We start from the raw sequence: 11,597 nt of genomic DNA on the forward strand, positions 1-11,597 counted from the left end.
CCCCCGGCGCCACCCGCCGGCGGACCGTCACAACACACAACAGGCTGAAAATCCATGAACGATACGCCTTCGAGGCTACCGCTCAATCGCATCACGCTCGTCTTCCTGCTCGTCGCGCTCGCGATCGTCTGGTTCGCGCCGCTCGGGCTGCGCCACCTGATCCCGAGCGACGAAGGCCGCTACGCGGAGATGGCGCGCGAGATGTTCGTCACCGGCGACTGGATCACGCCGCGCTACAACGGCTACAAGTACTTCGAGAAGCCGCCGCTGCAGACCTGGCTGAACGCGCTGACGTTCGCGTGGTTCGGCATCGGCGAATGGCAGGCGCGCCTCTACACGGCGATGGCCAGCTTCGCCGGCGTGCTGCTGGTCGGCTACACCGGCGCGCGGCTGTTCAACCCGCTGTCCGGCTTCCTCGCGGCCGTCGTGCTCGCCAGCGCGCCGTACTGGAACCTGATGGGCCACTTCAACGCGCTCGACATGGGGCTCGCGTTCTGGATGGCGCTGTCGCTGTGCGCGCTGCTGCTCGCGCAGCGGCCCGGGCTGCGCCCGGCCGCGGCGCGCGGCTGGATGTGGACGTGCTGGGCCGCGATGGCGTTCGCGGTACTGTCCAAGGGGCTCGTCGGCCTGATCCTGCCCGGCGCCGTGCTCGTGCTGTATACGGTGGTCGCGCGCGACTGGGCGCTGTGGAAGCGCCTGTATCTCGTGAGCGGGCTCGTGATCTTCTTCGCGATCGTCACGCCGTGGTTCGTGCTCGTCCAGCAGCGCAACCCGGAGTTCTTCAACTTCTTCTTCGTCGTCCAGCAGTTCCGCCGGTATCTGACCCCCGAACAGAACCGCCCGGGCCCGTTCTACTACTTCGTGCCGGTGCTGCTGGTCGGCTTCCTGCCATGGCTGTCGGTCGTGTGGCAGAGCATCCGCCATGCGCTGCGGATGCCGCGCCAGCCGAACGGCTTCTCGCCGATGCTCGTGCTGCTGATCTGGAGCGCATTCATCTTCCTGTTCTTCAGCGCGTCGCATTCGAAGCTGATCTCGTACGTGCTGCCGGTCGCGCCGGCGCTCGCGCTGATCATCGGCGCGTACCTGCCGCTGATGACCGCCGACCGGTTCCGCCGCCATCTGCTCGGCTACCTCGTGTTCCTCGTCGCCGCGGCGTTCGGCATCATCTTCCTCGCGTATCAGGGTGATGCCCGCACGCCGAACGCGCTGTACCGCGCATTCCAGATGTGGCTGTACGCGGGCCTCGCGGTCACGGCCGCGCTGACGTTCGCCGCCACCTGGCTGAACCGCCGGGCGGGCGTCGCCGCCGCGCTCGCCGCATTCGGCGCCGCGTGGCTCGCGTTCGGCACGATCGGCGGCACCGGACACGACGAGTTCGGCCGCTACAGCTCGGGGGCGCTGCTCGCGCCCGTCGTGCGCGCCGAACTGGCGAAGCTGCCGCCCGACACGCCGTTCTACTCGATCGAGATGCTCGATCACACGTTCCCGTTCTACATGGGCCACACGACGATCATGGTCCAGCGCCAGGACGAGCTTGCATTCGGGATCTCGGTCGAGCCGAGCAAGTGGATTCCGACCGTCGGCGAGTGGATCACGCGCTGGAAACAGGACACCCACGCGCTCGCGATCATGCCGCCGGACCAGTACGACGCGCTGGTCGGGCAAGGCGTGCCGATGCGCGTGATCGCGCGCGACAACCGCCGCGTGATCGTCGAGAAACCGCAATCGTAAGGACGCCCACTGCATGAATCCCGTTTCGTTCGTCTGCATCATCACCGGCGTGATGCTCAACGCCTGTGCGCAACTGCTGCTGAAGGCCGGCGTCAACGCCGTTGGACACTTCGAATTCAGCCGTGCGAACATCATCCCGGTCGGCCTGAAGATCGCGACCCAGCTGCCGATCATCGGCGGCCTCGGCTGCTACGTGCTGAGCGTCGTCGTCTGGATTCTCGGGCTGTCGCGGGTCGACGTGTCGATCGCGTACCCGATGCTGTCGCTCGGCTACGTCGTCAACGCGTTCGCGGCCTGGTACCTGTTCGGCGAGGTGCTGTCGGTCCAGCGCCTCGTCGGCATCGGCATCATCCTGATCGGCGTGCTCGTGCTCGCGCGCAGCTGAGCATGCCCCGCGGCGTTAAACGTCCGCCTACAAAAAATCACGGTGCGAATCCGACAACCGGTGTCTAATGCCGGTTTCGGACGGGATCGCCCGACCCTTTTATTACACGCCATTACAGGCCAACGCGTTCATGAGCCAGACTACCGCCCCGTTTCTGCCGTTCACCCGCCCCGAGATCGATGAGGAAACCATCCAGGGTGTCGTCGAAGTGCTGCGCTCGGGCTGGATCACCACCGGCCCGCAGTGCCAGAAGTTCGAGGCGGCGCTGTCCGAATACTGCGGCGGCCGCCCGGTCCGCGCCTTCAATTCGGGTACCTGCACGCTCGAGATCGGCCTGCGCATCGCGGGCGTCGGCGCCGGAGACGAGGTGATCACGACCCCGGCGTCGTGGGTCTCGACCAGCAACGTGATCCTCGAGACGGGCGCGACGCCCGTGTTCGTCGACATCGATCCCGTCACGCGCAACATCGACCTCGACAAGCTCGAGCAGGCGATCACGCCGCGCACCAAGGCGATCATCCCGGTGTTCCTGTCCGGCCTGCCGGTCGACATGGACCGCCTGTACGCAATCGCGCGCGCGCACAAGCTGCGCGTGATCGAGGATGCCGCGCAGGCATTCGGCTCGACGTGGAACGGCAAGCGCATCGGCGCGATCGGCGACATCGTGTCGTTCAGCTTCCACGCGAACAAGAACCTGACGACGATCGAAGGCGGCGCGCTCGTGCTGAACAACGAGGACGAGGCGGCGCTCGCGCAGAAGTACCGGCTGCAGGGCATCACGCGCACCGGCTTCGACGGGATGGACTGCGACGTGCTCGGCGGCAAGTACAACCTCACCGACGTCGCCGCGCGCGTGGGCCTCGGCCAGTTGCCGCACCTCGAGCGCTTCACCGCGCAGCGCCGCGGCCTCGCCCGCGCCTATTTCGCCGCGTTCGACGGCAGCGCGGCGACGAAACTCGGCATCGGCCTGCCCGTCGCCGAGTTCGAGAACGGCAACTGGCACATGTTCCTGATCACGCTGCCGCTCGAGCGGCTGACGATCACGCGCGCCGAGTTCATGGCGCAGATGAAGGAACGCGGCATCGGCACGGGCATCCACTACCCGGCGATCCATCTTTTCACGCTGTACCGTGCGCGCGGCTTCAAGGAGGGCATGTTCCCCCACGCCGAACGGTACGGCGCGTCGACCGTCACGCTGCCGCTCTTCACGCAGATGACGGAAGACGACGTGCGTCGCGTGGTCGACGCCATCAACCAGATTTGCGAACAATACGGAAAATAAGCGTACATGAGTCACCTTGAAGCACGCGCCGGGCATCCGGTCGCCGGGCACCTGGACGCCGGCCGTCCCGAAGTATCGATCATCATCCCCGTGTACAACGAGGAAGACGGCCTCGCCGCGCTGTTCGCGCGGCTGTATCCGGCGCTCGACGCACTCGACACGTCATACGAAGTGATCCTGATCAACGACGGCAGCCGCGACCGCTCGGCCGCGATGCTCGCCGATCAGTTCCACGTACGCCCGGACACGACGCGCGTCGTGCTGCTCAACGGCAACTACGGCCAGCACATGGCGATCCTCGCCGGCTTCGCGCAGTCGCGCGGCGAGATCGTCATCACGCTCGACGCCGACCTGCAGAACCCGCCCGAGGAAATCGGCAAGCTGATCGCGAAGATGCGCGAGGGCTACGACTACGTCGGCTCGATCCGCAAGCAGCGCCAGGACAGCCTGTGGCGACGCAAGGCGTCGCAGATGATGAACCGGCTGCGCGAGCGCATCACGCGCATCAAGATGACCGACCAGGGCTGCATGCTGCGCGCATACAGCCGCCGCATCATCGACACGATCAACGTGTGCGGCGAGGTCAACACGTTCATTCCCGCACTCGCGTATACGTTCGCGCAGAACCCGACCGAAATCGAGGTCGCGCACGAGGAACGCTTCGCGGGCCAGTCGAAATACTCGCTGTACAGCCTGATCCGCCTGAACTTCGACCTCGTGACCGGCTTCTCGGTCGTGCCGCTGCAGTGGCTGTCGTTCATCGGCGTGATCCTGTCGCTCGGCTCCGCCGCGCTGTTCGTGCTGCTGCTCGTGCGGCGCTTCATCGTCGGCGCGGAAGTGCAAGGCGTGTTCACGCTGTTCGCGATCACGTTCTTCCTGCTCGGCGTGATCATCTTCGCGCTCGGCCTGCTCGGCGAATACGTCGGCCGCATCTACCAGCAGGTGCGCGCGCGGCCGCGCTACCTGATCCAGGCCGTGCTCGAGCAGCACGACGGCGTGCCGTCGGTGCCGGCCGGCGCGAACCGGGCGGGAGCCGCGCAATGAAGCCGCGCGCGGTCGTTTTCGCCTATCACAACGTCGGCGTACGATGCCTGCAGGTGCTGCTCGCGCGCGGCGTCGACGTCGCGCTCGTCGTCACGCACGAGGACAACCCGCACGAGAACATCTGGTTCGGCAGTGTCGCGTCGGTCGCCGCCGAACACGGCATTCCGGTGCTCACGCCGGCCGACCCCGCCGATCCGGCGCTGCGCCGCGCGGTCTCGGACGCGCAACCCGACTTCATCTTCTCGTTCTATTACCGGCACATGCTCCCGGTGGACCTGCTCGCGATCGCACCGCGCGGCGCGTACAACATGCACGGTTCGCTGCTGCCGAAATACCGGGGTCGGGTACCGACCAACTGGGCCGTGCTGAACGGCGAAACCGAAACCGGCGCGACGCTGCACGAGATGGCCGCCAAGCCCGACGCGGGCGCGATCATCGGCCAGACCGCCGTGCCGATCCTGCCCGACGACACGGCCGCGCAGGTGTTCGACAAGGTCACGGTGGCCGCCGAGCAGACGCTCTGGCGCGTGCTGCCCGCGCTGCTCGCGGGCGAGGCGCCGCACCTGCCGAACGATCTCGCGGCCGGCAGCTACTTCGGCGGGCGCAAGCCCGAAGACGGCCGCGTCGACTGGTCGAAGCCGGCCGCGCAGGTCTACAACCTGGTGCGCGCGGTCGCGCCCCCGTATCCGGGCGCGTTCACGGACATCGACGGCACGCGTTTCGTGATCGCGCGCGCGCGCCTCGCGGCGCCCGGCAGCGCGGCCGCCGCGGCTGCGGCGGATTTGCCGCCCGGCCTGCACGTAAGCGATAATGCGCTATTCGGCGTCTGCGGCGACAGCCGCGCCCTATCCATTCTCGAGCTGTGGCAGCAGCGCGGCGACAGCGAAGCCATCGTGACGCCCGCGGAATTCGCGCAGTTCATTCATTCTTCCCGTCATTCATGAAAGCAAAAAAAGTCCTGATCCTGGGTGTGAACGGCTTCATCGGCCATCACCTGTCGAAGCGCATTCTTGAAACCACCGATTGGGAAGTGTTCGGCATGGACATGCAGACCGATCGGCTCGGCGATCTCGTCAACCACGAGCGGATGCATTTCTTCGAAGGCGACATCACGATCAACAAGGAGTGGGTCGAGTATCACGTGAAGAAGTGCGACGTGATCCTGCCGCTCGTCGCGATCGCGACGCCCGCCACCTACGTCCAGCAGCCGCTGCGCGTGTTCGAGCTCGACTTCGAGGCGAACCTGCCGATCGTGCGTTCGGCCGTCAAGTACGGCAAGCACCTCGTGTTCCCGTCGACCTCCGAGGTCTACGGCATGTGCGCGGACGAACAGTTCGACCCGGATGCATCGGCGCTGACCTACGGCCCGATCAACAAGCCGCGCTGGATCTACGCCTGCTCGAAGCAGCTGATGGACCGCGTGATCTGGGGCTACGGGATGGAAGGCCTGAACTTCACGCTGTTCCGCCCGTTCAACTGGATCGGCCCGGGCCTCGACTCGATCTACACGCCGAAGGAAGGCAGCTCGCGCGTCGTCACGCAGTTCCTCGGCCACATCGTGCGCGGCGAGAACATCAGCCTCGTCGACGGCGGCTCGCAGAAGCGCGCGTTCACCGACATCGGCGACGGCATCAGCGCGCTGATGAAGATCATCGACAACAAGGACGGCGTCGCGTCGGGCAAGATCTACAACATCGGCAATCCGAACAACAATTTCTCGGTTCGCGAACTCGCGCACAAGATGCTCGAGCTGGCCGCGGAATTCCCGGAATACGCCGATTCGGCCAAGCAGGTGCAGCTCGTCGAGACGACTTCCGGCGCCTACTACGGCAACGGCTACCAGGACGTGCAGAACCGCGTGCCGAAGATCGACAACACGATGCAGGAGCTCGGCTGGGCGCCGCAGGCGACGTTCGACGACGCGCTGCGCAACATCTTCGAAGCGTATCGCGGCCACGTCGCCGACGCGCGCGCGCTCGTCGAGCAACAAGGCTGACCGGGACGTTCGATTGGCTCGCATCGTCCTCAAGATCGACGTCGACACGCTGCGCGGCACGCGCGAAGGCGTGCCGAACCTCGCGCGCATCTTCGACCGCTTCAGCGCGCGCGCGACCTTCCTCTTCAGCCTCGGCCCCGATCACACGGGCTGGGCGCTGCGGCGCGTGTTCCGCCCCGGCTTCCTGAAGAAGGTGTCGCGCACGTCGGTGGTCGAACACTACGGCGTGAAGCAGCTGATGTACGGCGTGCTGCTGCCGGGCCCCGACATCGGCCGCCGCGCGATCGCCGACATGCGCGCGATCCACGAGGCCGGCTTCGAATGCGGGATCCATACGTGGGATCACGTGTACTGGCAGGACAACGTCCGTGTGCGCGATCGCGACTGGACCGCCCGCGAGATGCAGAAGAGCCATGCGCGCTTCGTCGAGATCTTCGGCGCGCCGCCCGTCACGCACGGCGCGGCCGGCTGGCAGATGAACGACGCGGCGTTCGAGCAGATCGACGCATGGGGGATGCGCTACGCGTCCGACGGGCGCGGCCATTCGCCGTACCTGCCGGTCGTCGACGGCCGCATGCTGTCGCACGTGCAGATGCCGACCACGCTGCCGACGCTGGATGAAGTGCTCGGCATCGACGGCGTCGACACGCACAACGTCGCCGCGCACATCCTCAAGTTCACCGAAACCAATCCGCACGACCAGGTGTTCACGCTGCATGCGGAACTGGAAGGCCAGAAGCTCGCGCCCGTGTTCGAACAGCTGCTCGCGGGCTGGCGCGCGCAAGGCCACACGTTTGCGACGATGGGCGACTACCACGCGACGCTGGACCGCGACTCGCTGCCATCGTACCCTGTCACGTGGGGCGAAATCCCCGGCCGCTCCGGCGAACTGATCGTTCAGCCCGACTGAGTTCGCGCGCGCCGGCGTCGTCCGCCCCGCCGTTGCGGCGCACTGCCGCGCCGCACCGCCGCAGCGGCGCCTTTCCATAACAACAGGAGAAACACGTGTCCGTCGAAGTTGACCGTCAAGTTCCCGATTTCACCGCACCGGCTACGGGCGGCGACATTTCGCTGTCCGACCTGAAGGGCAGGAAACTCGTGCTGTACTTCTATCCGAAGGACAACACGCCGGGCTGCACGACCGAAGGGCTGCAGTTCCGCGATCTTTATCCGAAGTTCAAGAAAGCCGGTGCGGAAGTCATCGGCGTGTCGCGCGACAGCCTGCGCTCGCATGACAATTTCAAGGCAAAGCTCGAGCTGCCGTTCCCGCTGATTTCCGATGCCGACGAAGCGCTGTGCGCGCTGTTCGATGTCATCAAGATGAAGAAGATGTATGGCAAGGAAGTGCGCGGAATCGAGCGCTCGACGTTCCTGATCGACGCCGACGGCGTGCTCCGTCAGGCATGGCGCGGCATCAAGGTGCCGGGGCATGTGGACGACGTGCTAAGTGCTGTACAAGCGCTTTGAGGCGCGTTATATTGGGCCGCAATGAATGCCAGTTCGCCCCATATTTCTCGTAGCTGCGCCGGTGCTCGTTGCGACGCTTGCCGGCAACTGACGCGCATTACGACGGTATCAGCCGAGCCGCATGCCCCTGTCGACGGGGCAGCGGCTTTTTTTATGGATTGCGCGCCGGCCCCTGGTCCGGCCGTCACCGCATCAAGGAGCTGATCGACACTTAGGCGAACCGGCTAGACGAACTTCCTGTGCGCCACCGCGCGCAAACTGCATGCGTCTACGTCACGCAGGATGCGATCAGCGGCGCACGCCATGCGACACGATTCCTCCCGAGGGACACCATGCCTTTGCCTACCCCCCCCAGCAAGCTCGGCAGCCTGCTGCCGCCCGACGAATACAAGGCGAAAGCGCGGCCCGCGAAAGCCGCGAAGAAATCCGCCGAAGGGGACGCATCCACAGCCGGTGACTATGGTCCGGCGAGCGTGGCCCAACCGATGACCGAAGCCGCGAATACGGCCGCGCCGCTGCGCGCCGTCGCGGCTTCGGCGCAAGACGCCGCAAGCGCACCCGCACGCGGCCGCAAGACCAAGCAGACCGCTGCCCTGCTGCAGCCGATGCCGGCGCCCGCCGAACCCTCGGCACCGGTCATCGCGCGCAACGACAAGCCGGCCGCCGACAAACCGGCCGCGGCTCCCGCGCGCGACACGGGCGCCGCGACCAAGTCGCGCAGCCGCAAGCCCGCCGAAGCCGAACAGCAGAAACTGTTCGTGCTCGACACCAACGTGCTGATGCACGACCCGAGCAGCCTCTTCCGCTTCGAGGAACACGACGTCTATCTGCCGATGATGACGCTCGAGGAACTCGACAACCACAAGAAGGGGATGTCCGAAGTCGCGCGCAACGCGCGCCAGGTCAGCCGCACACTCGACGCGCTGGTCGCCGATGCGGGCCCGATCACGGCCGGCATTCCGCTGTCGCGCCTCGGCAGCCGCGAAGCGGTCGGCCGTCTGTACTTCCAGACGAAGCTCACCGACATCGCGCCCGTCGAAGGCTTGCCCGAAGGCAAGGCCGACAACCAGATCCTCGGTGTCGTGCGCGCGCTGCAGCGCGACCGGCCGGACCGTCAGGTCGTGCTGGTGTCGAAAGACATCAACATGCGGATCAAGGCGCATGCGCTCGGCCTGCCCGCGGAAGACTACTTCAACGACCAGGTGCTCGAGGATTCGGATCTCCTGTACAGCGGCGTGCGCGAGCTGCCGCAGGACTTCTGGACCAAGCATGCGAAGGGCATGGAGAGCTGGCAGGACACGAAGACGGGCACCACGTACTACCGCGTGACCGGCCCGCTCGTCGCGTCGATGCTCGTCAACGAGTTCGTCTATCTCGAACCGCAGAACGGCGAGCCGACGTTCCATGCGATCGTCCGCGAACTGAACGGCAAGACGGCGCTGCTGCAGACGCTGCGCGACTACAGCCACCACAAGAACAACGTGTGGGGCATCACCGCGCGCAACCGCGAGCAGAACTTCGCGCTGAACCTGCTGATGAACCCCGAGATCGACTTCGTCACGCTGCTCGGCCAGGCCGGCACCGGCAAGACGCTCGTCGCGCTCGCGGCCGGTCTCGCGCAGGTGCTCGACGACAAGCGCTACAACGAGATCATCGTGACGCGCGCGACCGTGCCCGTCGGCGAGGACATCGGTTTCCTGCCCGGCACCGAGGAAGAGAAGATGCAGCCGTGGATGGGCGCATTCGACGACAACCTCGAAGTGCTGCAGAAGACCGACGACGCGGCCGGCGAATGGGGCCGCGCCGCGACGCAGGAGCTGATCCGCTCGCGCCTGAAGGTGAAGAGCATGAACTTCATGCGCGGCCGCACGTTCGTCGACAAGTACCTGATCATCGACGAGGCGCAGAACCTGACGCCGAAGCAGATGAAGACGCTCGTCACGCGGGCGGGCCCCGGCACGAAGATCGTGTGCCTCGGCAACATCGCGCAGATCGACACGCCTTACCTGACCGAAGGCAGCTCGGGCCTGACCTACGTCGTCGACCGCTTCAAGGGCTGGGGCCACAGCGGCCACGTGACGCTTGCGCGCGGCGAACGCTCGCGGCTCGCCGACTACGCGTCGGACATCCTGTAACGCGGCAGGCCGGCCCGCCGGCCAGCTGTCGACACCGCACGGCGCTCCGTTTCCGGAGCGCCGTTTTTATTTGGGGTCGAAGACGTAAGTAACGTTTCGTCACGAAACAGCCCGGTTTACGCGCGAAACTTCAAGTAAATTCTCAGGAGTGGTTGATCAAGCCCCGCCGGAGCGTCTACCATCGGGTCTGTCTGTTGTCATACGATTCGCGAGCGCCCCGCGCCCGCCCGCCTTGCCATGCTTCGAATCTCGGTTCCCGTTGCTGTCGTTTCCCTGCTTGCGGCCTGCTCCAGCGTGCCGCCGCAGTCGGCATCGCGCACCGATCCGGGCATGAGGATCACGACGCCGCGCGCGTTCCCCGCCCCCGCCAATTTCCCGAAATTCGTCGATCACAGTGTCGGCCAGGAAGAGATCTCGATCCAGGCGATGAGCCTCGTCGGCGTCCCGTATCGCTGGGGCGGCAACACGCCGGCGAGCGGCTTCGACTGCAGCGGGCTCGTGCGCTACGTGATCGGCCGTGCGGCCGACGTGAACCTGCCGCGCACGACCGCCGACATGAGCGGCCGCGGCGTGTCGATCGAACCCGACCAGGTCGCGCCGGGCGACCTGATCTTCTTCAATACGACCGGACGGCCGCATTCGCACGTCGGCATCTATGTCGGCAAGCTGCGCTTCGTCAACGCGCCGTCGACGGGCGGTACCGTGCGGCTCGACTACCTGACGAACCCTTACTGGGCCAAGCGCTTCGACGGCATTCGCCGCGTCGCGCCGCCGCGCACGGCGCCCACGCCGTTCGACGCGCCCACCTACGAGGCGAAGCGCGACGAACCGCGCAACGCGCCGGCGGCCGCACCTGCGCCGGCTCCGGCGATCATGACCGCCGCCGCGCCGCGCCAGCCCGCCTATGCGTCGCCGCAATCCGGCGCGACCCCGTCGCCCGCTCCGGTCATGCCGGCCGCGCAGGTCGCGTCGACAGCGCCGGCCGATCCGTACGAACCGCCGCCGCGCGTGCAGGCGGCTCCTCCGCAGCAGGCCATCGCCACTTCCACGTTTGACGGCACCGGCACGGCCGCCGTCGCGGCGAATACGGCGCCGGCCGCCCCGACCGAGGTCGGCACGCAGATTCCGACGATGGCGCTGACGGCCGCCCAGGCGGCCGCTTTCGATGCGGAACCTCCGCCTGCCCCCGTGGCGACGTCGCCGCGCGGCGTCGCACCGGCACCCGTGCAGGTGCTGCGCGCGTCGACGCAATCCGCGCCGGTCAGCCCGCGCACCGGCACCGCGGACGATCCGATTGCCCGGTTTGCGAACGGAAGCTACTAAGTCCCTGTTTCACCCTGCCGCTCACGGCGAGCTGCGACCGGACTCGACGCGCAACCGCCCCATTCCCTCGGCCCCAAAGAAAATGCGCCTCAACCTTTCGGTTTGCGGCGCATTTCGGTTCCCGTTCGACGGTAGCGGCGATCAGAATATCTGATGGCCGAGCCACCAGCCGCCGGCCGCGAACAGCGCGGCGGCGGGCAGCGTCAGCACCCACGCCCACACGATGTTGCCGGC

Annotated in this window: 10 protein-coding genes and 1 pseudogene; 10 read left to right on the forward strand and 1 reads right to left on the reverse strand. The window is 66.7% G+C overall.

Features of this window, described 5'->3' with window-relative positions:
• Nucleotides 1-54 precede the first annotated feature (54 nt).
• The 8 genes from GQ56_RS0138280 to GQ56_RS0138315 all read left to right on the forward strand — a co-directional run bounded on the left by GQ56_RS0138280 (nt 55) and on the right by GQ56_RS0138315 (nt 7,905).
• On the forward strand, nt 55-1,731 hold the full coding sequence (locus tag GQ56_RS0138280; protein WP_031403662.1) for a glycosyltransferase family 39 protein: 1,677 nt from the start codon (nt 55-57) through the stop codon (nt 1,729-1,731).
• Between the two features lie 13 nt (nt 1,732-1,744).
• Complete coding sequence (locus GQ56_RS0138285; protein WP_014896865.1) at nt 1,745-2,116, forward strand: EamA family transporter; 372 nt, start codon at nt 1,745-1,747, stop codon at nt 2,114-2,116.
• A 130-nt stretch (nt 2,117-2,246) separates the two neighbouring features.
• Entirely contained in the window at nt 2,247-3,398 is a 1,152-nt protein-coding gene (locus tag GQ56_RS0138290; RefSeq protein ID WP_031403663.1) for a DegT/DnrJ/EryC1/StrS family aminotransferase, read from the forward strand.
• 6 nt (nt 3,399-3,404) lie between these two features.
• On the forward strand, nt 3,405-4,442 hold the full coding sequence (locus GQ56_RS0138295) for a glycosyltransferase (protein WP_031403664.1): 1,038 nt from the start codon (nt 3,405-3,407) through the stop codon (nt 4,440-4,442).
• The gene (locus GQ56_RS0138300; RefSeq protein ID WP_031403665.1) at nt 4,439-5,386 is read left to right on the forward strand and encodes a formyltransferase; all 948 of its coding nucleotides are present in this window, start codon (nt 4,439-4,441) and stop codon (nt 5,384-5,386) included. Before GQ56_RS0138295 ends, GQ56_RS0138300 begins: the two co-directional genes overlap by 4 nt.
• Nucleotides 5,383-6,438: a bifunctional UDP-4-keto-pentose/UDP-xylose synthase gene (locus GQ56_RS0138305; protein ID WP_052001626.1), complete on the forward strand. Its 1,056-nt coding sequence runs from the start codon at nt 5,383-5,385 to the stop codon at nt 6,436-6,438. The genes GQ56_RS0138300 and GQ56_RS0138305 overlap by 4 nt, the downstream gene beginning before the upstream one ends.
• Before the next feature lie 13 nt (nt 6,439-6,451).
• Nucleotides 6,452-7,348, forward strand: a complete 897-nt coding sequence (locus GQ56_RS0138310; RefSeq protein WP_031403667.1) for a polysaccharide deacetylase family protein — start codon at nt 6,452-6,454, stop codon at nt 7,346-7,348.
• A 95-nt stretch (nt 7,349-7,443) separates the two neighbouring features.
• Nucleotides 7,444-7,905, forward strand: coding sequence for a peroxiredoxin (locus GQ56_RS0138315; protein ID WP_031403668.1), 462 nt, complete (start codon nt 7,444-7,446; stop codon nt 7,903-7,905).
• 192 nt (nt 7,906-8,097) lie between these two features.
• Here GQ56_RS0138315 and GQ56_RS47125 read toward each other — a convergent pair.
• Nucleotides 8,098-8,342 (reverse strand): annotated as a pseudogene (locus GQ56_RS47125) (hypothetical protein); the annotation flags it as partial.
• On the opposite strand from GQ56_RS47125, the gene GQ56_RS0138320 reads away from it, so the two are divergent.
• Both GQ56_RS0138320 and GQ56_RS0138325 read left to right on the forward strand, forming a co-directional pair.
• Nucleotides 8,238-10,040 (forward strand): PhoH family protein, encoded by a 1,803-nt coding sequence (locus GQ56_RS0138320; RefSeq protein WP_031403669.1) that lies wholly within the window; start codon nt 8,238-8,240, stop codon nt 10,038-10,040. The pseudogene GQ56_RS47125 and the gene GQ56_RS0138320 overlap by 105 nt on opposite strands.
• Before the next feature lie 237 nt (nt 10,041-10,277).
• Nucleotides 10,278-11,363: an NlpC/P60 family protein gene (locus GQ56_RS0138325; protein WP_031403670.1), complete on the forward strand. Its 1,086-nt coding sequence runs from the start codon at nt 10,278-10,280 to the stop codon at nt 11,361-11,363.
• Nucleotides 11,364-11,597: the final 234 nt, after the last annotated feature.

The sequence above is a fragment of the Burkholderia paludis genome (assembly GCF_000732615.1).
Taxonomy (GTDB): Bacteria; Pseudomonadota; Gammaproteobacteria; order Burkholderiales; family Burkholderiaceae; genus Burkholderia; species Burkholderia paludis.